Annotated in this window: 20 protein-coding genes and 1 pseudogene; 8 read left to right on the forward strand and 13 right to left on the reverse strand. The window is 41.1% G+C overall.

From position 1 onward, the window contains the following. Positions 1-12: 12 nt before the first annotated feature. The 5 genes from G0Q07_RS06160 to G0Q07_RS06175 all read right to left on the reverse strand — a co-directional run bounded on the left by G0Q07_RS06160 (position 13) and on the right by G0Q07_RS06175 (position 5,795). Entirely contained in the window at positions 13-1,761 is a 1,749-nt protein-coding gene (locus G0Q07_RS06160) for a hypothetical protein (RefSeq protein WP_246223025.1), read from the reverse strand. Next, positions 1,707-2,630 carry a hypothetical protein gene (locus tag G0Q07_RS06165; RefSeq protein ID WP_163345262.1) on the reverse strand — a complete coding sequence of 308 codons (924 nt, stop codon included), beginning with the start codon at positions 2,628-2,630 and terminating at the stop codon, positions 1,707-1,709. The genes G0Q07_RS06160 and G0Q07_RS06165 overlap by 55 nt, the downstream gene beginning before the upstream one ends. A gap of 14 nt (positions 2,631-2,644) precedes the next feature. Beyond that, complete coding sequence (locus G0Q07_RS06170) at positions 2,645-3,154, reverse strand: hypothetical protein (RefSeq protein ID WP_163345263.1); 510 nt, start codon at positions 3,152-3,154, stop codon at positions 2,645-2,647. A gap of 485 nt (positions 3,155-3,639) precedes the next feature. Then, positions 3,640-4,248: a translation factor GTPase family protein gene (locus tag G0Q07_RS20650; protein WP_246222997.1), complete on the reverse strand. Its 609-nt coding sequence runs from the start codon at positions 4,246-4,248 to the stop codon at positions 3,640-3,642. A gap of 38 nt (positions 4,249-4,286) precedes the next feature. Next, positions 4,287-5,795: a GTP-binding protein gene (locus G0Q07_RS06175; RefSeq protein WP_246222998.1), complete on the reverse strand. Its 1,509-nt coding sequence runs from the start codon at positions 5,793-5,795 to the stop codon at positions 4,287-4,289. 630 nt (positions 5,796-6,425) lie between these two features. Here G0Q07_RS06175 and G0Q07_RS06180 point away from each other — a divergent pair. The 6 genes from G0Q07_RS06180 to cobA all read left to right on the forward strand — a co-directional run bounded on the left by G0Q07_RS06180 (position 6,426) and on the right by cobA (position 12,582). Then, positions 6,426-6,683 carry a DUF2061 domain-containing protein gene (locus G0Q07_RS06180; protein ID WP_163345264.1) on the forward strand — a complete coding sequence of 86 codons (258 nt, stop codon included), beginning with the start codon at positions 6,426-6,428 and terminating at the stop codon, positions 6,681-6,683. A 5-nt stretch (positions 6,684-6,688) separates the two neighbouring features. Next, positions 6,689-7,141 (forward strand): precorrin-2 dehydrogenase/sirohydrochlorin ferrochelatase family protein, encoded by a 453-nt coding sequence (locus G0Q07_RS06185; RefSeq protein ID WP_163345265.1) that lies wholly within the window; start codon positions 6,689-6,691, stop codon positions 7,139-7,141. Between the two features lie 41 nt (positions 7,142-7,182). Next, positions 7,183-8,985 (forward strand): assimilatory sulfite reductase (NADPH) flavoprotein subunit, encoded by a 1,803-nt coding sequence (locus G0Q07_RS06190; protein WP_163345266.1) that lies wholly within the window; start codon positions 7,183-7,185, stop codon positions 8,983-8,985. Positions 8,986-9,130: 145 nt separating this feature from the next. Continuing rightward, the gene (gene cysI / locus G0Q07_RS06195) at positions 9,131-10,831 is read left to right on the forward strand and encodes an assimilatory sulfite reductase (NADPH) hemoprotein subunit (protein ID WP_163345267.1); all 1,701 of its coding nucleotides are present in this window, start codon (positions 9,131-9,133) and stop codon (positions 10,829-10,831) included. Between the two features lie 183 nt (positions 10,832-11,014). Then, complete coding sequence (locus tag G0Q07_RS06200; protein WP_163345268.1) at positions 11,015-11,854, forward strand: Rossmann-fold NAD(P)-binding domain-containing protein; 840 nt, start codon at positions 11,015-11,017, stop codon at positions 11,852-11,854. Then, positions 11,836-12,582, forward strand: a complete 747-nt coding sequence (gene cobA, locus G0Q07_RS06205) for a uroporphyrinogen-III C-methyltransferase (protein ID WP_163345269.1) — start codon at positions 11,836-11,838, stop codon at positions 12,580-12,582. Before G0Q07_RS06200 ends, cobA begins: the two co-directional genes overlap by 19 nt. Positions 12,583-13,074: 492 nt before the next feature. Here the strand turns inward: cobA and G0Q07_RS06210 are convergent, their stop codons facing one another. From G0Q07_RS06210 to G0Q07_RS06245, 8 genes are all read right to left on the reverse strand, one after another. Next, the gene (locus tag G0Q07_RS06210; RefSeq protein WP_163345270.1) at positions 13,075-13,530 is read right to left on the reverse strand and encodes a hypothetical protein; all 456 of its coding nucleotides are present in this window, start codon (positions 13,528-13,530) and stop codon (positions 13,075-13,077) included. A 22-nt stretch (positions 13,531-13,552) separates the two neighbouring features. Then, positions 13,553-14,584, reverse strand: a complete 1,032-nt coding sequence (gene hemE, locus G0Q07_RS06215) for a uroporphyrinogen decarboxylase (RefSeq protein ID WP_163345271.1) — start codon at positions 14,582-14,584, stop codon at positions 13,553-13,555. Positions 14,585-14,594: 10 nt separating this feature from the next. Then, positions 14,595-15,887 (reverse strand): glutamate-1-semialdehyde 2,1-aminomutase, encoded by a 1,293-nt coding sequence (gene hemL, locus G0Q07_RS06220; RefSeq protein ID WP_163345272.1) that lies wholly within the window; start codon positions 15,885-15,887, stop codon positions 14,595-14,597. A gap of 3 nt (positions 15,888-15,890) precedes the next feature. Next, the gene (gene hemB / locus G0Q07_RS06225; protein WP_163345273.1) at positions 15,891-16,874 is read right to left on the reverse strand and encodes a porphobilinogen synthase; all 984 of its coding nucleotides are present in this window, start codon (positions 16,872-16,874) and stop codon (positions 15,891-15,893) included. A gap of 10 nt (positions 16,875-16,884) precedes the next feature. Continuing rightward, entirely contained in the window at positions 16,885-18,597 is a 1,713-nt protein-coding gene (gene hemC, locus G0Q07_RS06230; RefSeq protein ID WP_163345274.1) for a hydroxymethylbilane synthase, read from the reverse strand. Further along, on the reverse strand, positions 18,594-19,847 hold the full coding sequence (gene hemA / locus G0Q07_RS06235) for a glutamyl-tRNA reductase (RefSeq protein ID WP_163345275.1): 1,254 nt from the start codon (positions 19,845-19,847) through the stop codon (positions 18,594-18,596). The genes hemC and hemA overlap by 4 nt, the downstream gene beginning before the upstream one ends. A 163-nt stretch (positions 19,848-20,010) precedes the next feature. Next, positions 20,011-21,294, reverse strand: a complete 1,284-nt coding sequence (locus G0Q07_RS06240) for a sensor histidine kinase (RefSeq protein ID WP_163345276.1) — start codon at positions 21,292-21,294, stop codon at positions 20,011-20,013. Positions 21,295-21,537: 243 nt separating this feature from the next. Further along, positions 21,538-22,221 carry a response regulator transcription factor gene (locus tag G0Q07_RS06245; protein WP_163345277.1) on the reverse strand — a complete coding sequence of 228 codons (684 nt, stop codon included), beginning with the start codon at positions 22,219-22,221 and terminating at the stop codon, positions 21,538-21,540. A 133-nt stretch (positions 22,222-22,354) separates the two neighbouring features. Between G0Q07_RS06245 and G0Q07_RS06250 the strand changes: the two genes are divergently transcribed. Together G0Q07_RS06250 and G0Q07_RS20655 are read left to right on the forward strand one after the other, a co-directional pair. Then, complete coding sequence (locus tag G0Q07_RS06250) at positions 22,355-22,645, forward strand: hypothetical protein (protein WP_163345278.1); 291 nt, start codon at positions 22,355-22,357, stop codon at positions 22,643-22,645. A gap of 134 nt (positions 22,646-22,779) precedes the next feature. Then, positions 22,780-23,978 (forward strand): annotated as a pseudogene (locus G0Q07_RS20655) (ABC transporter transmembrane domain-containing protein); the annotation flags it as partial. Positions 23,979-24,045 lie beyond the last annotated feature (67 nt).

Here is a 24,045-nt window from a genome sequence, read left to right on the forward strand (position 1 = left end):
AAATACCACTTCTTATATCAGCGGTGTCCTGAATGTAAATACCATCCTGGCTAATAGCCGTAATAACCCCTCGGTTTTTATGTCCTGATCGAGATATGGAGTAATATCTCCTTCGCCCTGAATGGCACGAATACTTACTTGCGGAGCATACCAACTGATGCAGGTACTGCACTCTCCATAACAAACCAGCGGTAAAACGGTAGTTGAGTCGCTCACTGTAATAATGCGGTTATCGTTTCCCGGGGCAGTGCACATGGTATCGGGAATGTTTTCCCAGTTTTCAACACCGTTAAGGAATTTGTACTGGTAGGTTTCGCCAACGTGCAGCGTGATGGTTGTTTCGTAAACGGTTCCGTTTGCAGAAAGCAAAACTGGTTCCTGCCAGTCGGTCCAGTCGCCGCGGATAAACACACTGTCGTTTGAAACTGTTTCGTTTTTCATGTCAACACTGAAGGTGACATCAACAGTTGGATTGGTAAGGTTTTGCAGATCGTCGTTGTCGCGAGGAGCGAGCATAAAAGAATTAAACCTGTAATCCACCACTCCGGTAATATTGTAGAATGATCCTATTTCAAGTTCTGGGGAGAAGAAGTAGTTTGAGATTACAAGGGTATCGCCTCCTTCGTTTTGAACAATATACTCGTTGTAATTGGTGGTATTTATCACTTCCACGTTGGAGAGTTTTGCCATCACTCCCTCATAATCTTCTCCAATGTCTGAAATCTGAAGGTTTAAGGGAGTTGCGGTGTAAGCAGTTTCTGCATTTTGAGAAAACTGAACATTATCCAGCTCGGTAAGCCCGTTATGTTCGGTGGCAGTTGCAATCAAATGAATGTTCTGACCACGTGAATACTGATTGTTAAGTCCGGGACTGTACACCCACAATCCGGAGCGGATGTCGGATGTATCCTGGATGTAGGCTCCAAGCTCGTTAATAGCCGTAATAACCCCCTCGGTTTTTATGTCCTGATCGAGATATGGAGTAATATCTCCTTCGCCCTGAATGGCACGAATACTTACTTGCGGAGCATACCAACTGATGCAGGTACTGCACTCTCCATAACAAACCAGCGGTAAAACGGTAGTTGAGTCGCTCACTGTAATAATGCGGTTATCGTTTCCCGGGGCAGTGCACATGGTATCGGGAATGTTTTCCCAGTTTTCAACACCGTTAAGGAATTTGTACTGGTAGGTTTCGCCAACGTGCAGCGTGATGGTTGTTTCGTAAACGGTTCCGTTTGCAGAAAGCAAAACTGGTTCCTGCCAGTCGGTCCAGTCGCCGCGGATAAACACACTGTCGTTTGAAACTGTTTCGTTTTTCATGTCAACACTGAAGGTGACATCAACAGTTGGATTGGTAAGGTTTTGCAGATCGTCGTTGTCGCGAGGAGCGAGCATAAAAGAATTAAACCTGTAATCCACCACTCCGGTAATATTGTAGAATGATCCTATTTCAAGTTCTGGGGAGAAGAAGTAGTTTGAGATTACAAGGGTATCGCCTCCTTCGTTTTGAACAATATACTCGTTGTAATTGGTGGTATTTATCACTTCCACGTTGGAGAGTTTTGCCATCACTCCCTCATAATCTTCTCCAATGTCTGAAATCTGAAGGTTTAAGGGAGTTGCGGTGTAAGCAGTTTCTGCATTTTGAGAAAACTGAACATTATCCAGCTCGGTAAGCCCGTTATGTTCGGTGGCAGTTGCAATCAAATGAATGTTCTGACCACGTGAATACTGATTGTTAAGTCCGGGACTGTACACCCACAATCCGGAGCGGATGTCGGATGTGTCCTGAATGTAAGCTCCAAACTCGTTAATAGCCGTAATAACCCCTCGGTTTTTATGTCCTGATCGAGATATGGAGTAATATCTCCTTCGCCCTGAATGGCACGAATGCTAACTTGCGGAGCATACCAACTAATGCAAGTACTGCACTCTCCATAACAAACCAGTGGCAGCGTGGTGTCGGTTTCCGGAACAATAAGCAGCCGGTTGTCGTTACCCGGAGCTGTACACGAAGCATCAGTTACTGTTTCCCAGTCGTTTAATCCATTAATAAATTTATACTGGTGCTCGGTTCTAATTGTAAGAGTCGCAGAAATCGAAAACTCGTCCCCGTTTGCAGTCATCATCATCGGTGTCCATTCATTCCAGCTTGCAATCATCATCACGCTGTCTGCACTGAATGATTCATTTTTCATGTCAACCTGGAAGGTAACAACAGATGTTACTTTCTCAATGTCGCTATCACTACGCGGACAAAGCCTGAAAGAATCAAAACGGTAATGAACTACTCCTGCAATATTATAACGCTGACCAATTTCAAGTGTCGGCTCAAAAAACGAGAAGTCGATAAATGTTGTATCCAGGTAAGGATCAACAATAATGTATTGACCATACTGATCAATGTCAGCAACTTCAACATCGTTCAGTTGCACTAAAACACCTTCGTAATCTTCATTCATTTGCCAGGCATCAATATTTATTGGATCTACCCAATAGGGGGTTTCGGTAAACTGATGGAACTGTACCTGGTTTAAACTTGTCCTTCCGTTATATTCTTCGGCTACTGCAATAAAATGTACTGCATTGCCTACGCTGTAATGGTTAATCAAATCCGGTTCGTACACCCAAATGCCACTTCTTATATCAGTAGTGTCCTGAATGTAAACACCGTCTTGATTAATAGCCGTAATAATCCCTCGGTTTTTATGTCCTGATCGAGATATGGAGTAATATCTCCTTCGCCCTGAATGGCACGAATGCTAACTTGCGGAGCATACCAGCTGATGCAGGTGTTGCACTCGCCATAACAAACCAGTGGCAGCGTGGTGTCGGTTTCCGGAACAATAAGCAGCCGGTTGTCGTTACCCGGAGCTGTACACGAAGCATCAGTTACTGTTTCCCAGTCGTTTAATCCATTAATAAATTTATACTGGTGCTCGGTTCCAATTGTAAGAGTCGCAGAAATCGAAAACTTGTCCCCGTTTGCAGTCATCATCATCGGTGTCCATTCATTCCAGCTTGCAATCATCATCACGCTGTCTGCACTGAATGATTCATTTTTCATGTCAACCTGGAAGGTAACATTTACGGTTTGGGCATTAGTTAAGTAGCTAATAATCAGAAAGAGGAGTAAAAGTTGATTTTTCATAGCAATTATTTTGGGTTTTTTATTTCAGAAAGGTGTTTGATTAAATGGCCGAGTTTTGTTTTTTTAGGATATAATGGCAATAAAATATAAATTATGTATCTGTTTTGATAGAGTTAATTGTAATTATCCAGAGCGAAAATTTGCTCACGATTCTACCTTTTTGTTTTTATTAATCTAAAGTTATGGGGGAATGTCGGTAAAGACAAAAAAAAGATGTCTGCTTTTATAAAACAGGACATGTTTGGGAAGTTGTGAGTCGGAAGAATTCTTTATTTAGAATTTTAATACTGGAAATATATAGTGTTGGGGGTAGGCCGGTATTCCGGCCCAACCTTTATTGTTTTGCTCTCATTTCATACGAGTTTTAAACCTATATATTCTCAATGCATGGTGGTTTAGTTTAGTAAATTATAAAAAACAAAATCCCGATCCGTTAAAAACGAACCGGGATTTATTAGTTATAGTAAAATGGATTAGAAAATGGTCTATTCTTCGTCCTGCTCTTCTTCGTACGCTTTAAGCAGTTCTTCCTGTACATCAGCAGGTACTTTTTCGTATCCGTCGAAACTTATGCTGAATACACCTCTACCACCGGTAATCGAACTCAGCGACGTGGTGTATTTGTACATCTCTTTTTGTGGCACTTTGGCAGTAATCTTTTCCATGCCTTGTTCCGAGCCCATACCCATAATCATGGCACGACGTCCCTGCAGGTCACTCATTGCATCACCCATGCGATCCGATGGCACCCAAACATTAAGGTCGAGAATAGGCTCAAGAATTTTAGGCCCGGCATTTTTAAAGGCCTGGCTAAATGCATTACGTCCGGCAAGTTTAAATGAAATTTCGTTCGAGTCAACCGGGTGCATTTTCCCGTCGTAAACATAAACGATAATATCGCGGGCATACGAACCGGTAAGTGGGCCTTGTTCTATTTTTTCCATAATTCCTTTCAGAATAGCCGGTAAAAAACGTGCATCGATTGATCCACCAACAATACTGTTTACAAAAATAAGCTTGCCGCCCCATTCTAACTCGTGCTCTTCAACAGCGCGTACTGAAATTTTTTGTTCCTTATCGCCAAATTTGAACATTTTTTTAGGCTCGGCACCTTCAGTATAAGGCTCAATAATCATGTGTACTTCGCCAAACTGACCGGCACCCCCGATTGTTTTTTGTGGCGGTAATCGGCCTGAGCGGGTTTGGTAATGGTTTCGCGATATGGAATTCTGGGTCTTTGGTATTCCACATCAACTTTATGTACGTTATCGAAGTACCATTTTAATACATTGAGGTGGTATTCCCCCTGGGCATGTATCAGTTGTTGTTTTAGTTCTTTCGAGTATTCAATTACGTAGGTAGGATCTTCGTATTTAATTTTGCTTAATACTTCGCCAACCTTTTCATCGTCAGCGTCGGCAACAGCTTTTGCTGCCACAGTATGACGTGGCGTTGGAAATACAATTGGTGCAAATTCGGTTCCGAGTTCTTTTGCTGCCAATGTTTGGTTAAACCGTGTTTCTTTTAGCTTAACGGTGCAACCCAAGTCGCCGGCATGCAGTTCGTCTACTTTCTCGCGGCTTTTGCCATCGGGCACAAATACCTGCGATAAACGTTCTTTATTGCCGGTTTTCGAGTTGATGAGGTCCAGTCCTTCTTTCACAACTCCCGACATTACTTTAAAATAAGTGATCTCGCCAACGTGTGGCTCAACGGCAGTTTTAAAAACAAAAACGCTTGGTGCTTCCGAAGCATCCATTTTTACTTCTTTACCAGAAATAATTTTAGTCATTTTCTTTTCTTTTGGTGCCGGAGCAATGTTGGTAATAAACTCCATCAGGCGGCCAACACCAATACTTTTCTTCGCAGTTGTACAAAATACAGGGTATAGTGTTAAATCAAGCATGCCAAGCTTAATCCCTTTGCGCATTTCATCTTCGGTAAGTGTTCCTTTGTCGAAGTAAAGCTCCATTAAAGCTTCCTCGTTTTCTGCTGCTTTTTCAACTAATTCGTTGTGCAGTTCTTCGGCCTTTTCAAGTTCGGCTTCAGGAATATCACTGATTTCAGGTTTGCCACTTTCATCTTTGTAGGTGTACATTTTCATTTTAAGTACATCAATAATGGCCGAAAAGTTTGGACCTGCATCAACCGGGTACTGAACAATGGTTGTTTTATTACCAAAGGCAGTTTTACATTGTTCAAGTGTGCTGTCGTAATTCGAATTATCGTGATCGAGTTGATTGAAAACCACAATAAGTGGAGTATTTGCTTTTTTAGCATGGCGTGCCGCAGCTTCGGTGCCGGCCTCAATTCCGTTTGTAGCATTAACAGTAAGTACACCAAGTGCGGTAACGCTTAGCGACGAAACAACACCTCCACAAAGATCGTCCATCCCAGGGGTGTCCATTATATTTATTTTCTTCCCGTTGTATTCAGTGTGCATCAGCGTTGAAAAAACAGAATTGCCATAATCCTGCTCAATGGGGTTGTAGTCTGATACCGTATTTTTTGTACCAACATCACCCTTACGGTTAATTACTCCACCCTCGAGCAGCATAGCTTCTGCAAGGGTGGTTTTCCCACTGCCCGCATTCCCTACTAACGCAATGTTCCGAACTTCATCGGTTTTATAAACTTTCATAGTATATAAGTTTTATTGATTTATTTATACTCGTTTTCTTCATCTTTTTGAAGCGAGGTCATCAAAAATAGTAATAATTTATTAACAATCAAGAGGTAGAAATAAGCATGAAAAGATATATTATCCGACCCTTATTTTCGCCGAAAGTTAATTTGCATTCGTACAGCTTTTTAAGGCACTTTTGTTAATAATTGTTATTGTCTGAAAAGATTATAAATAAGGGGCTTCGGCAAATTATCAGAATAGCATAACGTTTATGTCAATTAAAAAACAGAAGCCCTGTTTTGGCCTGTTCAAATTCTTTCCTGTTTGTTAATTTATTTAGAACGATTAAAAAAAACCATAAAAAAGTCTTTTTAGTCTGAATATTTCATTTAGATTTGTGGTTATGTGATTAAAGTCACAAACAATAGGTTTATAGATATGACAACAGGTTTTTCTTCAATAACAATGCTTAAAATGACATGTATGATGTGTATGTGTTGCGTAGGTATTGTTATGCAGAAGAACTGACCGTGAATTGAAAATATTAACTCGATTAGAAAGGCTCTTCTGTATTTGCAGAAGGGCTTTTTTTATGAAATAACAAAAACCGATTGATGATGCAGTGCTATTAAGAGGACGAGGATTATGACAAAAAGAAGAGCAAACAGGAAAACAGGTGAAAAAAAACGCAGGAGTATTGTAAAAACGCTTTCGTGGCGAACAATTGGAACGATTGATACCATTTTAATCTCATGGATTGTAGTGGGCGATATAAATTTTGCAATTACTATTGGTGGAGTTGAGCTCTTTACGAAAATGGCCTTGTACTTTTTTCACGAGCGTGCCTGGAACAAAATCAACTTCGGACGGGTTAAAGATACACCTATTGAATACGAAATTTAATGATTATGGCAGTTAAGAATTTTTTACCGATTGCAATTGATATTGCCAACCAGAAAATACTGATCGTTGGCGGCGGACAAAGTGCTTACAGTAAACTTAAGATTTTGCAACGCCACAATGCCGAAGTTGAAATACTGGCCATTAAAGTGTGCGATGAAATAAAAAACAGCGACGTGAAATACACGGAAGCACCCTACCATAAGAAATATTTAAAAGACTATTTAATGCTTTATTCCTGTTCCAATAACGAAGAGCTCGACCGGCAAATAGAAAAAGACTGCCGCGAGGAAAAGGTATTAGTTAATATTCATGATAAACCAGATCGCTGTCAATTTGTTTCACCTGCTATCTACCGGCATGGAAATATTTCGGTGGCGGTAAGCTCCAATGGCGAGAATGTTTATGAATCGATAAGAATAAGAAATTTAATAAAAGATAAGTTGCACATTGAAGATTGATTGGGATTATTTCAATTCAGTCTCGTAATTAAAAATCAGAAATGAGTTTAAAAACAAATCCATTAAATGATGCACAGTTAAGTGCTTTAGGCCAGTTGGTTGAAGGCTTGAATAAAGAACAGACCATATGGCTGAATGGTTATTTTGAAGGGCGACTGGCAGCCCTTGGCGGTGTTAAAGTTCCGCTTGCCGAAAGTACAGCAGCTGCTGCTCCGGCACCTCAAAGTACAATTAAGCTTACCATATTGTTTGGTACCGAAACCGGACATTCACAAGGTTTGGCCGAAAAATTAGGAGAAAAGGCTTCGTTTAAAGGAATTGATGCCCAGGTTTTAAGTTTGTACGATTACAATTACAAAAAACTGCATGATGAAGAAAATGTAGCCATAATTGTCAGTACGCATGGAGAAGGAGATCCGCCGGATATGGCCGAAGATTTTTACAAATACGTAACCGGGAAACGCGCGCCACAGCTCGATGGTGTAAACTATTCGGTGTTGGCGCTGGGCGACAAAACGTACAAGCACTTTTGTAAAACAGGCGAAGAGATTGATGAGGCACTTAAGAGCCGGGGAGGTTACCGTATTACAGCAGCCGTAAAATGCGATGTGGATTACGAACAACCATCAGAAACGTGGATGAACAACTTTTTGCTGAATCTTTCACCGGCCGAAACACCGGAGCCTGTTAATGGCAATGCTCCGGCTGCAGTTTCGGAAGGAGGTTTCGGAGAGGAGTTCTCGAAATCAAATCCATACATGGCAACGGTTTTGGAAAAAGTTAGGATTACCGGAAACGATTCAGACAAGGAAGTGTACCATGTAGAACTTTCGCTGGAAGGATCGGGGCTTGAATATGAGCCGGGCGATTCGCTGGGAATTTTCACTAAAAATCCGAAGCCTTTGGTTGAGGATATTCTGGCATTCACTGGTTTTGATCCGGAACAGAAAGTTGATGTTGGTGAGGATGAAATGAGTATAAAAGAAGCTTTGTCGCATCATCTTGAAATTACAATGCTGACTTTTGATCTGCTGAATAAATACCAGGAAAAAACAGAAAATGCTGAGCTGGCAAAATTACTTGCCGACGATGCGGCGCTCGATGAATACTTGTATGGACATGATGTACTCGATCTGTTGGAAGATTACCCCTACGAATGGAACGCACATAAACTGGTTGAGGTGCTCCGCCCGATTCCGGCCCGATTGTATTCTATTTCTTCGAGTATGGAAAGTGTAGGAGAAGAGGTTCATGTAACAGTTTCTGTTGTACGTTACGAACGTAAAAACCGCAAACGAAACGGAGCATGTTCGTCGCACCTGGCCGATAGCATTGAGATTGACGGGCAGATTCCGGTTTACATCGACAAAAATCCGTCGTTTAAATTGCCGGCCAACGGATCTAAAATAATCATGGTTGGCGCCGGAACCGGCGTAGCTCCATATCGTGCATTTATGCAACATCGCGAAAGTTTGGGCATTAAAGGCGAGTCGTGGTTGTTTTTTGGCGACCGTCGTTTTAATTCCGATTTCCTTTACCAAACCGAGTGGCAAAAATTAAAGAAGAACGAAACTCTAACCAAAATAGATGTAGCTTTTAGTCGCGACCAGGAAGAAAAAGTATACGTGCAGCACAAGCTTAAAGAGCAGCAAAGGGAGGTGTTTGATTGGCTGGAGAACGGAGCTCATCTTTATCTGTGTGGCGATATGAAATACATGGCCAAAGACGTAAACAAGGCTTTACTTGATATTATTCAAACCCAGGGTGGTGTTAGTGAAAAACAAGCCGAAAAATATGTGAAAAATTTGAAGCGTGAAAAACGTTTCCAGACCGATGTTTATTAATGATACTCATCTTTTAAAAGAGAATCGCATTAAAAGTTGATAGTCGAACTTATCCCGATAACGAAGTTCATCGGGATAAATAAAATTAAGAGAACGACTGCATTTACCTTCATGTAGTCGTTCCCGAAACTATAACCCAAAAATAATGAGTGAAAATATTAACTGGCAAGAGCTTTCAGAAGTTGAAAAGCTCAAATACGAAAGTAACTTCCTACGCGGAACTTTGCCTGAGAGTCTGTCTGATCCGATTACCGGGGCAATCTCGGATGGCGATACACAAATTTCAAAATTTCATGGCATCTATCAGCAGTCGGATCGCGATATTGACAAGGAACGAAAAAGTCAGAAGCTCGAACCTGCTTATTCTTTTCTTATCCGTTTGCGTATGCCTGGTGGAAAATTTACACCGGAGCAATGGCTGAAGATGGATGAGTTATCGGAGAAATATGCCAACGGTACTTTAAAGTTGACTACACGGCAAACCTTTCAGTTGCATGGCGTTCTGAAACGGAATTTGAAAGCGACCATAAAAGGAATGAATGATAGCCTGATGGATACCATCGCGGCTTGTGGCGACGTAAACCGTAATGTGATGAGCCATGCCAACCCGGCGCAGTCGTCGTTTCATGCTGAAGTGATTGAAACGGCCAAGAAAATAAGCGAACACCTTTTGCCAAAAACCAATGCGTATCACGAAATATGGCTGGATAAAAAACTGGTGGCCGATAGTAAAGAGGAAGTGGAGCCCTTGTATGGTAATCGTTATCTGCCTCGTAAATTTAAAATTGGAATTGTAATTCCTCCGCATAACGATTGCGATGTTTTTTCGCAGGATTTGGGCTTTATTGCCATTATTGAAGACGGAAAAATTGTTGGCTATAATATTGCTGTTGGCGGTGGTTTGGGAACCACTTTTGGGAAACCCGAAACTTATCCGAGAACCGGAACTGTAATTGGTTTTTGTACACCCGATCAGATCATTGATGTAGCAGAAAAAGTAGTTGCGGTACAACGCGATAACGGTAACCGCAAAGACCGAAAACAAGCCCGTTTGAAATACACCATCGACCGAATAGGAGTGGAGGAATTTACTGCCGAGTTAACCAAATATTTAGGATCTGAACTAGAGCCCGAAAGACCGTATTCTTTAGACCGGAACGGCGATGATTTTGGCTGGATAAAAGGCAGCGACAAAAAATGGCACCTTACTTATTTTGTTGAAGGTGGCCGCGTACTCGACCGCGGTGAGTACAAATTAAAAACAGCGCTGCGTGAAATTTCACAAGTAATCGACGGCGACATTATTCTTACCGGAAATCAGAACCTGATCATCTCGGGAGTAAGTACAAAAGCGAAGAACCAGGTTGACGCTTTGCTAAATACCTATGGTGTATCTCCGGAAGATATTTCAGGTTTACGAAAAAATTCTATCGCTTGTGTGGCTTTACCAACTTGTCCGCTGGCTTTTGCTGAGGCCGAGCGTTACCTGCCCGATTTAGTATCTAAAATTGAAACTATTCTGAATGAACACGAGCTCGGCAAAGAAGAAATTGTAATTAGAATGACTGGCTGCCCAAATGGTTGCGGACGTCCGTACCTGGCCGAAATTGGCCTGATCGGGAAGTCGCCGGGCTACTACAACTTATACCTTGGTGGAAGTTTTAACGGATCGCGGTTGAACACGCTTTACAAGCAAACCATAAACGAGGAAGAGATACTGAACGAGCTGCGTCTGATAATTGCTGATTTTGCAGCAAATCGAAAGGATGGTGAGCATTTTGGCGACTTTGTCATCCGCAAAAACTATGTGGAGGAAATTAAAGAAGGCAAGGATTTTAAACACTAATTTGATTGATATTGGATCTCTGGAGCTTTTCTTTCCGTCATTCCGAATTTATTTCGGAATCTAAAAGGTGAAGATGCTGAAACAAGTTCAGCATGACGAGATATCAGAGATAGAGTGATGTTATTAGTATTCGTCCGGAAATGTCGGGCAAGGCAGAAATTAAAACTTAAAAAGCAAGAGAACATGAGAAGAACAGTATCGATATTAGGTTGCGGATGGTTAGGAACGGCATTGGGACGGTCATTTCTCCGAAAAGGTTGGAAAGTTAAAGGCTCGGTAGCTTCAACGCAAAGTTACAACCGACTTGAGGTGAGTGGAATTAGTGCATTTTATGTGAAAGCCAAACCGAAATCGCTGACCGTAGATTACAATAGTTTTTTCAATACCGATGTGCTTATTATCAGCATTCCGCCAACGCGAACCGATTGTGTGGAGGACTCATTTCCACAAAAAATTGAGCAGGTGATTACCAAAGTCGAAGAGCTGAGCATTAAAAAAGTGATTTTCATTTCTTCAACTTCAGTTTACCAGTCGAAAAATACAGAAGTGAAAGAAGGCGATGAAGGAACGCCGGAGAAAGCCAGTGGCAGGGCTTTGCTGAAAGCGGAAAAACTGCTGCTGGAAAACCCGGCATTTCAAACAACGGTAATTCGTTTTGGGGGTTTGATCGGTTACGACCGCAATCCGGCACGTTTTGTACAAGGCCGCAATAAGCCAGTTCAAGATGCTCCTGTAAATCTTATCCATCGCGACGACTGTATAAATATTGTCACTCAAATCATTGAAAAGGATATTTGGGGCGAGGTGTTTAATGCGGCAAGCCCGGAGCATCCCGGCCGAAATGAGTTTTATGCCAAAGCTGCAAAAATTAGCGAATTGCCTGTCCCGGAATTTTCAAAAGAAAAAGGAGATTATAAGGTGATTAACAGCGATAAACTCATTCATGCATTGGATTATAAGTTTGCATATCAGAGTCCAATGGACTATTTAAAAGAAGTGGAAGAGTGGACCTACAGAATTTAGGGATGGAACAGTTGGGTAAAGTATATATTGTAGGTGCAGGCCCCGGACCGGCAGATTTGCTCACCGTAAAAGCGCATAATTGTATTAAAGAGGCAGATGTGATTTTATACGATGCGTTGATTTCGCGCGATGTTCGCGCGCTTTTTCCTGAAAATGCAGAACTTATTTTTGTGGGTAAACGTGCTGGGGACGGGGTAGACGTTACGGAACGGCAAAACTCGATTCACCAAAAAATTGAAAAGTATGCCAAGCAGGGGAAAGTCGTGGTTCGTGTAAAATCGGGCGATCCGATGATCTTTAGCCGGGGAGCCGAAGAAACTTCGTTTCTGGAGGAAAAGAATATTTCTTTTGAATTGGTACCTGGGATTTCGGCGTTTAATGCAGCATCAGCCGAATTTGGTATTCCGTTAACCGACCGGCGAGGAAGCAACTCGCTGCACCTGCTTTCGGGGCGCGATGTTGCCGGAAAACTGTTGAGCGTAAAACAACTGGTAAGTATTCTTGAAAACCGCGGGACTGCCGTAATTTATATGGGAACCAAAGTGCTTGAGGAAATATATGAAGCACTGGACACGGTTCACAGGGAGTGTATTCAGGCTACGATTGTTTCGCGTTCGGGTAGATGGGATGCGCAAAAGGTTAAAGGAACATTGGAAGAAATGGTTGCTTTGAATAGTGAAACTCCGGTAAAAACTCCGGCTTTGATTTATCTGCGAATGGAATGTTGATTTAGCAATATGATTTTCCTTGCTGTATTGCAGTGCCCCCAAAAAATCATGGTAAGATTATTCTGGTTGCTTTTGTCTTCATGCCAGACGGGCAGTTCCTTTTCCGTTCGATGAAAAGGAACCAAAAATCTTGTCAAAAAGTAACCTTTGTGTTTTTTCAATGTGGCGGATTATCCCGACTGACGGATTTTTGACGAGCCCGCACCTGTTTAATACAGATGTTTCATGAGTGGAACGGCCTCTTTTGGTATTTGCCTGGAGTTGAAATAAAATCCTAGTGAGAGCGGGAAGCTCCGAGTAGGCGAGGAGATCACCCGTCCGAATTTGGGTTTTATGAAACGTAGGGTAAAGATCAAAAGCAGCCTTGATCTTTTTGCTTCGTTTTTGCATTAAGGCAAAAATGAAGGCTTCCGGCAGGAGATTTAGCATATTCTTTTGACTCTCAACGGAAAGTGTTATACTCTGTGCTTTTCAAGCTGATCCAGAATGTTATTAAGCGTAAATCGATAACAACGAAATAGCAATAAGAACAACCGCTATAGAATAATAGATAAGAACCTTCTTGAAACGACTCTGACTTTTTGCCGAAAGAAATGAAGAGATTAATCCGAGGTTGGCAATAAAAAGAGCGAACAACATTAGAACAATGTGTTCCACGGGCCACAATCTTTTTGCTACCAAATTATTGCTTTCGTCGGGAATGTACTGAAAATCGAAACCCGCCCCCAGGTTGGTAAACATGATCAGCCCCAAGATAAGTTGCAGGTACAAAGCCACAATAAAAGCAATGGCAACATACTTGTCGGTTTTGGCGTAGGGAAGGTGGTTTTTTATTCCACGAACCGAACGATAAATCAGCGTTGCCGCAAGCAGTAAAAATGATACACTTACAATATCGTGTATAATTTTTACTACGTCGGATGTGATTATAGCGTTCAGATTCGTCATTCCTTAATTTGTTGCTTGTTGTTTATCTATTCCAGTTTGCATTTTTAATCCAGTCGACAACGAATTTAGCATTTTCAACCGGAATGCCGGGAACAAATCCATGACCTACATTAAAAATCCATTTGTTATATTTGGCACCAAACTTAAGATATTCCTGCAATTTTGCTTCAATTACTTTCTGATCAGCAAACAAAATACGCGGATCAAGATTTCCCTGAACGCCCATGTTATGCGGGATCATTTCGCGTGCTTCTTTAATAGGTACTTGCCAGTCGACACTAATAAAATTGGCATCGTCGGGTTGTAACTGTTTTAATCCGGTTCCCAAACCTTTCGGTAAGAAAATGGTTGGAGTCCCAGTTTTCATCACTGCCGCTGATATTTTTCGAACAAACGGCATAATGAGTTCCATGTACAAATCAGCAGGAATAAGTCCGGCGTGTGTTTCAAAAATCTGAAAAGCTGCAACGCCATGTTTTACCTGGTTCAGCGCATACTCAATCGATAACTCGGTAATGGCACCTAACAGTTGTTTTGCCCGATTTTTGTTTTTATAAAGAAGCGAAACCGCATCGGGAAAGGTGTGGTTGGTACCTAATCCCTGAACCATGTAACAAAGTGTGGTAAACGGAGCTCCGCAGAAACCGATCAAAGGAAAATCCGCTGGTTTGGTTTCCTGAATTTTATCGATAACATCATAGATGTAACCCAATTTTGTCGCATCGGGGTTGATGAGTGTCATCGGATCATCCAGATCTTTCAGTGCCTTAGCAAATCGTGGCCCCGAATCCGTGAATGTCAGATCCATTCCCATTGCCTCGGGAATAACAAGGATGTCGGAAAAAAGAATGGCTGCATCCACGCCCAATTCGTGTACCGGAAGCAGTGTAACTTTGGCCGCCAGTTCCGGATCGCGCATCAGTTCTTTAAAACTGTACTGTTTTCGCATTTCAAGGTACGACGGCAAAACTCTTCCAGCCTGACGCATAAACCAAACCGGAGGCCTTTCCGTTTTTTGCCCTTCCAGTGTTTTTATAAAAATTCCTTTTTCCATTTTCCTGATGTTAAGCTAATCGTTTTAAAGCGTTTAAATTGGCTGCAATAATCTTATCGATGTCTTCATCTGAATGTGCATACGAAACAAACAAACACTCAAATTGCGACGGTGCAATGTAAATTCCACTTTCCAGCGAGAGTTTAAAATACTCGGCATAACGAGCAGTATCAGAACTCATCGATTCATCAAATGAGCTTACTTTTTCTTCGTCGGTGAAAAACAAGGTCATCATCGATCCCACACGATTTATAACTGCGCTAATTCTGGTTTCTTTTATATTGTTTCGAATACCTTCTTCCAGCTTTTTCGCTTTTCTTTCCAATTCCTGGTAAAAACCCGAAGTGTTCATAATCATTTTCAGCATCGTGCTTCCGGCAGCCATTGCCAATGGATTTCCCGACAGTGTTCCTGCCTGGTAAACTGGTCCTTCCGGAGCCAGCCGATCCATAATTTCTTTTTTGCCGCCATAAGCGCCAACGGGCAATCCACCACCAATAATTTTCCCCAGCGTGGTAATATCGGGCATTACATTGAAGTATTCCTGTGCACCGCCTTTTGCCAAGCGGAAGCCGGTGATTACCTCGTCAAAAATTAGCAATGCACCATTTTTAGTGGCGATTTCACGCAGGCCTTCCAAAAATCCTTTTTCAGGAAGAACAACACCCATATTTCCGGCAACCGGTTCAACAATTATTGCGGCAATATTTTCGCCATTTTCTTTAAAAAGTTTTTCTACGGAAGCCAGATCGTTATAATCTGCCAATAAAGTATCCTTTGCATTTCCTTTCGTTACGCCCGGACTGTCAGGTAATCCCAGCGTAATAGCACCCGATCCTGCTTTAATCAGAAAACTGTCGCCGTGCCCGTGGAAATTTCCTGCGAACTTTACAATTTTATCCCGACCGGTGTAGCCGCGTGCCAGTCGTGCCGCACTCATTGTTGCTTCGGTTCCGGAGTTAACCATGCGCACTTTTTCTATTGATGGCACCATTTTAACGATCAGCTCTGCCATTTCGGTTTCGTACAAAGTTGGAGCACCGTAGCTGGTTCCTTTTTGTGCGGCTTCGTTAATGGCCGACACAATTTCTGGATGCGCATGACCAAAGATTAGTGGTCCCCACGACGATACAAAATCAGTATACTGATTACCGTCGATATCGACAATTTGTGATCCTTTGGCGCTGTCGATAAAAACAGGATTTAGATTGACACTTTTAAATGCACGTACCGGAGAATTAACACCTCCCGGAATACTTAGCTGCGCTTGTTTGAATGCTTCTATACTTTTTGAAAACTGCATGTTCTATCCTTTAATTCCGTTTAAAATTTTGGCTGCATCAACAGCTGAATATGTAATAATAATATCGGCACCGGCTCTTTTTATCGAGGTGAGAATTTCCATCATTACCCGTGCGCCATCAATCCAGTCTTTCTCTGCAGCGGCTTTTAGCATCGAAAATTCGCCGCTAACATTGTAGGCTGCTGTTGGCATTTTGAATTCTGTTTTTACGCGGTATACAATATCGAGAAATGAAAGTGCCGGTTTTACCATTACAATGTCGGCACCTTCAGCAATGTCGAGTTCTACCTCACGCATGGCTTCGTCTGAATTAGCCGGGTTCATTTGGTAAGTGGCACGGTTGCCAAATTTTGGTGCACTTTCGGCAGCTTCACGGAATGGCCCGTAAAATCCTGATGCGTATTTTGCTGAATACGCCATAATCGGAATTTTCTCGAATTTATTTTCGTCCAATGCTTCACGGATTCGTCCAACACGTCCGTCCATCATATCGCTCGGAGCGATCATATCGGCACCGGCTTCTGCCAGCGAAACTGATTGTGCCGCCAGCGTTTCAAGGGTGGTGTCGTTATCCACATCGCCATCAATTATGGTTCCGCAATGTCCGTGTGTGGTATACTCGCAGTTACACACATCGGCAATAATATACAAATCGGGAAGCTCTGCTTTTATAGCACGAATGGCTTGCTGTACAATGCCATTGTGCTGACAGGCAACAGTTCCGTCTTCGTCTTTTTCGGCCGGAATCCCAAACAAAAGAACTGCCTTCACTCCTGATTCGGCTACATTCTTACACTCCATTACCAGGTTTTCCACCGACAATTGAAAGTTGCCCGGCATTGAGCTGATTGGGTTGCGAACGTTGGTTCCTGCGCAAACAAAAAGTGGCATCACCAGATCATCAACCGACAGTTTTGTTTCGGTTACCATGTCGCGTAAAACCGAATTGTATCTTAATCTTCTTAATCTTGTTTCAGGAAATAGCATAGCGTAGTTTTTATTTTGTTTGATAATAGTCGATTATTGCTTTGTAAAGTCCTTCGGCATTCGAATCTTTTGCTGTAATCAGTGGCTCGGCACCACCTTGTCGAATGGCCTCTGAAGTTGTTTCTCCAATGCTGGCCATCTTTACTTCTGAAATATTCTCGGTGCAATAAAAGTGGCAGAAATTGTTAAAAGTAGATGGGCTTGTAAATACGATTAAATCGTAATGTTCATTTGAAATTGATTTTAGTATATTAAGATCAGTACCCGGTGGTTTTACCGTTTGGTAAGTATTTATGCGTGTTACTGAATTTGCTTTCGATAATTCGGTCTCCAACTTGTCACCGGCCAAATTTCCGAGTGCCAGCAGAATATTTTGGTTTTGAAGACTGTGTTTTTCCTTCAGTTCTTTTAACAGGCCGTCGGATGTATTTTCGTTTGCAGTAAAATAAGGTGCATAACCGTAATAATCTAATTCGGCTGCAGTGTTTTTGCCAATTACGCCAATTTTTAAATCGTTGGGCAAAGTAGTGTTGCCTTTTATTTCTATCAGTTGTTTAAAGAAACTGATAACACCATTTTTACTGGTGAAAATTACCCACTGAAACTGATCGAGTTCTTGCAAACATTTCTCTTCTGCAGCCATAAGTTGCCTCTGTTCAATTTGAATCATCGGCAGCGAAACAACTGAAGCGCCGGCTTTTGTTAGTAGCTCAGGAAGATCATTGTGAATATCTGCCGGACGTGTGGAAATAATCACCTTATCTTTTAACGGAAGCTCCGTTTGAGCCGAAGGTAAATTTTCGTCTCTAATTGCATCAAGAATTTCTTTTCCGCCGGCATTGAATAATTTGTTCGCCAGTTCTTTTGAAATTTCATTGGCATTTTCAACTGGTCCGGTTGCTGTCTCTTTCAGGAATTTACTTCCGTCGATACTGGCAATAAAACCGGTTATTTTTACCTGATCGCCGTCAATTTTACAAGTACTTCCTACCGGAATCTGGCAGCCGCCTTCCAAAGTATTCAGAAACACACGTTCTGCCGAACTTGTTATCATCGTTTCCTTGTGATTGATCTGCGCGATAATAGCTTCAATCTCCAGATCGTTGTCTTTTATTTCAATGGCAATGGCACCTTGTCCACAGGCCGGTATCATGGTTTTCGGATCAAGTATTTCTGTAATCGCTTCATCCATTTCAAGGCGTTGTAATCCAGCTCCTGCCATAATCATCGCATCGCAATAACCTTCATTCATTTTACGAATGCGCGTGTTTACGTTGCCTCTAATCTCAACGATATTAAAATCGGGATTCAGTTTTAGCAATTGTGCTTTGCGTCGTAAACTTGAAGTTGCGATTGTATGCTCCGAAGTCAGTTCCGAAAGTTTTAAATGATCTTTACTTACCAATGCATCGTTAACCGTGCCTCTTTCCAGTACGGCTCCCAGTTTAGTCCCTTCAGGGAAAATTGTGGGGAGGTCTTTTAAACTATGTACTGCCATGTCAATTTCATCGTTGAACATGGCTACTTCCAGCTCTTTGGTAAACAATCCTTTGTCGCCTATTTTTGATAGCGGGACATCCAAAATTTTGTCGCCTTTAGTTTTTATAACGACAATCTCAAATTGCTTTTCAGGGAATTTCTGTACCAGTTCATCTTTTACCCTATAAGCCTGATATAAGGCCAGTTTGCTGCCTCGTGTACCAATGCGAATCGTATGTTTCATGGAGCTATTTTGAACAGGTCGTTAACGAGTTCGATGTATTCTTTTTTACGCCCGTTATCGGTAATCGATTTTACGTTTTTGATCATCAGGCGAATAAATTTGTTGGTGATATGGTCGGCGTACATCGACGCTTCTTCGGTGTTGTCTTTCGACTGTCGTTTGATAAAACCTTCGAGTTCGGCTTCATTTATTTTCCTGAAATTATCACTGATATTTTGAAAAGTCGGAGTCAGATTACGGGTGAATTGCCAATCGCTAAAATCAGTAACAAACTCTGAAATAATAGCTTCTGCTTTTTCAATTTCACCTTTACGTTTGTCAAATGTTTTATCTACAACGGCATTTAAATCGTCGATATCGTTAACAAAAACATTTTCTAATTCTGCTACATCCGGGGCAACATTGTGAGGCACTGAAAGATCAACAAAAAACATTGGTTTATTTTGTCTTTCAATCATTACCTGTTCCACCATTTCTTTTGTAATAAGTGGCTTTTTCGATGCGGTTGATGTAATTACAATATCGTTGTGAACCAATTCATTTTGCAGTTCAGATAAATCTTTTGCCGCACCTTTGTAGCGTTTTGCCAGTTCCTGCGCTTTTTCCGCTGTACGGTTAACGATGGTGAACTTGTCGCAGCCTTTTTTCAACAGGTTTTGTAAAGTTAATTCACCTGTTTGGCCGGCTCCAAGCAGCAATGTTGGATGAGAACCAAGATTATGCAGTTTTTTATTAGCCAGTTCAACGGCAGCGTAGCTAATTGAAACGGCTCCTTTTGAAAGTGCGGTTTTTGTCCGAACCTTTTTTCCTGCTTCAAAAGCTTTGTTAAACAGACGTATTAATGTAGGCGTGCTAACCTGATGTCTTTCAGCAATGGCAAAAGCTTCTTTTAGCTGACCAACAATTTGATATTCGCCCAGTGCCATTGAGTCGAGCCCTGATGCAACGCGGAATAAGTGTTCCGAAGCTTCATCCTGGAATTTGTGGTAGAAATGCGATCCCACACTTTTATCCGCTTTTCTCCATTCAAAAAGCTTTGCGGCTAATGTTGATGTACAATTAAAAATGTCTTTTTCCGAGTAGTCAAAATATATTTCGGTCCGGTTGCATGTCGAAACTACGATTGCACCGTTAATTCCTGCATCGATTAATTGCGGCACAAAACGCTTCACATCTTCTTCGCAAAAAACGAATTTTTCGCGAACTTTTATCGGAGCTGTTTTATGGTTTAATCCAAGTAATCCTATCATGAATAAATCGCTTAAGTCTTGATTTTGAAACAATACTATTAAAACAATCTGTAGGAAATCTGTAGGAAAAATCAGAATTGGCGAGGAAATGAACAAAAGATTGTTTCAGATGTGTTTAATTATTAGAAATACAGTGAGTTATGTTTTTCCTTTATTTTGAGAATCAGGCTTCAAAATTGTTTGTTTCCGGATGAAAAATAATGCTAAAATTGTGCAAGTTATTGGCATAAGAATAAAGGGCCTTAAAACCCGAAACTTCGCATATTTTCTGAACGATTGCAAGCCCCAATCCTACCGAACTGTCAGATGTTGAAGATTTGTAAAATCGTTTAAAAAGGTCGTCAGCATTGCCTTCAATTTTTTTGCCACTGTTGGCTATTGTAAGCCGTTTATCTGTTGCTTTTATTGAAATAGAACCGTTTTTGTGATTGTGACGGATCGCGTTCTTTAACAGGTTGGATATCAATATGTCGGCCAGATATGGATTCATTTCAACAAAATAAGCTTCGTTCGGACTTTCTACCGAAATCTTCTTGCTTGCGATAACGTCCTCGAGGAATGATAGTTGTGTTTCGATGATTTGTGTTAAGTCGACCTTTTTCACTTCAGGAAATTGACGGTTGCCGATTTTTGAAAGAAGCAGCAGGGTATTGGTCAGGCGCGAAAGTTTAGTGGAGGCTTCGTAAGCATCGCTGATCGTTTTAAGTTCTTTTTCATTCATGCAATCAGATTGCAAAAGCAGTTCCATTTTTGAAATAATTACGGCAATTGGTGTTTGCAGTTCGTGCGAGGCATTTTCGGTGTATTCTTTCAGGTTGTAAAAGTCGTCTTTTATCCTATCGGTCATCGCAATAAGCACCTTGTTCAAGTCGTTAAATTCTTTGATGTCGCTTTCTTTAAGCTGAAAATCTTCGTGTGTGTTCAGATCGTATTTTTTTATTTTATTGATGGTGTCGTAAAACGATTCCAACGTTTTTTGCGATATGTGCCGGTTCAGGATCAGTAGGCCTAAAATAAGGGCAACAACCAGAAGTGTCATCGATAAAATAATGCGAACCATTAGGTTGTCGGTTTCAGCGTGTGATTTAAAGATTTTTACCAGATATTTTTGCCCGTTAATCTCCGAAACAAACTGCAGTTGACGATAAGCGCTGTAAACGCCAGTTTCATTGTTCACAATAAGCGTATCGGAATAACCCTCACCCGGATTTAGGTCAGCAGGAATCGGAGTTATTTCAACTTTTTTCTCAAAATCAGTTGGTGCAGTGGTTGCAGAGTGTGCCGATTTTAACTCATTCCGGATGCTGGTTTGTCGCTTTTGTAGCTCAACATTTATGTTTTGGTTTACTTGTTGTCGGAGTAAAAAATAAAAAGCGATAAGCCCTACCAGAAAAATGAAAAGCGAAATGGAGAGGAAGTTGAGACTTATTTTGGTGAGTAGTTTCATATTATTTCCTGGCTAAGGTAAAATAACTGTTCGGAACACAAAGTCTCAAAGACACCAAGGTAAGAGAAAAAGTACAATAGTTTTTTTTGAGGTTTTGCATCATTCTGTTCAGTTTTTACGTATTGTTCGAAATCAGATTTATTCTAAAAATAGTTAAGACAGAAAAGACATTTTTACAACGCTTAATGATATCGAACTTTTATTTCTTCGTGCCTTAGCGTCTTCGTGTTACCGTTTGTTATTTTATCCCTGGTTTAAATCGAATTTATACCCAACGCCGTAAATGGTTTTAATATAATCGGTGCAACCTTTTTTTATCAGTTTTTTGCGTAGGTTTTTAATGTGCCCGTAAATAAAATCGTACGAGTCGGCAATGTCCATATAATCGCCCCAAAGGTGTTGTGCCAAACCGGTTTTGGTAATAACCTTGTTTTTGTTGGCTACAAAAAACTGGAGCAGTTCGTACTCTTTTTTGGTGAGTTGTAACTCGTTTTCGTGTACAAAAACCTGGTGCGAATCGGGCAGGATTTTTATTTCGTTTACGAGAATCTGGTTGTCGCCATCAAAATTTATCCGTCGGTTAATCGATTTCAGGTGGGCATTTAATTCGGCCAGGTGAAAAGGTTTTGTGAGGTAATTGTCGGCACCAATTTCAAGTCCTTCAATTCTGTTTTCTACCGAATCGCGCGCCGAAATAATAATGATTCCCATTTTTTTATTGTCCTTTTTTACCTGCCGGATAAGATCGAGTCCGCTGCCTCCCGGAAGGTTGATGTCCACGAGTATACAATCGTAAAAATGGATTTCAATATGTTCGGCTGCCGTATTGTAATCGTAGGCGGTTTCGCACACATAACCTTCTTCGGTCAGGTACTGAAAAATGGCGTCAGATAAAGCTATTTCGTCTTCTATAATGAGAATCTTCATGCAAACTTCTTTTCAAATTGCAATATAATAACTTTTCAAGCTTATGCTGTTATTTGTTTAAGCTGAGTTCAAATTCTGCTAAAGATGAGACGCAATGTGTACGAATCAAAAACTTTTATAATTATCTTGCGCTATGTTAAAAAATAACTTGTGTTGCCGTATTTATCCGCTTGTAATTATTCTTGTTTCAGCCCTTATTTCAGCTACCATTTTTTATTTTGATGAGGGCGCTCAGGAATTTAGTTTTCTAAGAGAAAAGGGGGCGTTTTTCGATTTCCTGGGTATTAGCCTGGCTATTGCAGTGCTACCAGTTGCATTATTCTATTATTTAAGCGAGAAGGAAAAATTTGAAAATTCAGCGAGGCCATTGTCTTTGCTGGGATTTGTTCCCGCATTAATTTATTTGGTTTTCATCATGCTGTAGTTTATAAAATGGCGCGGCAAAGCTTATGAGGACCTGATTTTTTTTCTATCTTTCCGCAACAAAAGAAAATTATGTCAAAGTTCCCGTTTTATCAACAATTTGATGCAATGGATTGCGGCCCTACCTGTTTGCGTATGGTGGCTAAATACTACGGGAAACATTTCACCACCGAGTTTCTGCGCGAGAACTCCTACATCACCCGCGAAGGTGTTTCATTATTAGGAATAAGCGATGCTGCAGAAGCGATCGGGATGCGCTCGATGGGCGTAAAAATCACCTTTCAGCAATTAAAAAGTGAAGCACCGTTGCCATGCATTGTGCATTGGGGCAGGAGCATTTTGTGGTTGTTTATAAATTTAAGAAAGGCAAAGTTTATGTTGCCGATCCCGAATTTGGACGCATTGAATACACCGAAAAAGAATTTTGCGAAAAATGGCTCTCAACGGTTTCAGGTGGAGAAGAAAAAGGAGTCTGCCTGCTTTTGCAGCCAACACCCGATTTTTACCAAAGCGAAGACGATAAAGTAAAGCGTACCGGTTTTCAGTTTGTATTTAATTACCTGAAACCATACCGAAAGCTCGTTATACAGTTAATTCTGGGTTTTCTTTTAGGAAGTTGTATTCAGTTGGTGTTGCCGTTTTTAACTCAAAGTGTTGTTGATATTGGTATAAATAACCAGGACATTGGTTTTATCTACCTGGTTCTTATAGCGCAACTTGTGTTATTTATTAGCAGGATGTCGGTTGAGTTTATTCGATCGTGGATTTTGTTGCACATCAGTACCCGTATTAATATTTCAATTATTTCTGACTTCCTGATCAAATTAATGAAGTTGCCGTTGGGCTTTTTCGACTCAAAAATGATTGGCGATATTCTACAGCGCATTGAAGACCATGACCGGATTGAGCGTTTTTTAACGGCACAGTCTATTGGAGTTTTGTTTTCTGTTTTTAGCCTGGTGGTTTTTGCTATTGTGCTGGCCATATACAGCTGGACGATATTTTTTATTTTCATTGTTGGTTCGGCACTTTATTTCGTTTGGATTTTTGTTTTTATGAAACGCCGTCGCGAGCTCGATTTTAAACGTTTTAGTAAACTTTCGGAAAATCAGAGCAAACTCATCCAGATTATTAACGGGATGCAGGAGATAAAACTGAACAACTACGAAAAACAAAAACGCTGGGAGTGGGAGCGTGTTCAGGCAGGCTTGTTCAAAGTTAGTGTTAAAAGCCTGTCGCTACAACAATATCAGGATGCCGGTTCGGTATTTATTAATGAAACAAAAAATATTCTCATTATTATCATTTCGGCAACTGCGGTTGTAAACGGCGAGTTAACACTTGGTATGATGCTGGCTATACAATATATAATAGGGCAGCTGAATACGCCGTTGCGACAGC

This window comes from Draconibacterium halophilum (genome assembly GCF_010448835.1).
Lineage (GTDB): Bacteria > Bacteroidota > Bacteroidia > Bacteroidales > Prolixibacteraceae > Draconibacterium > Draconibacterium halophilum.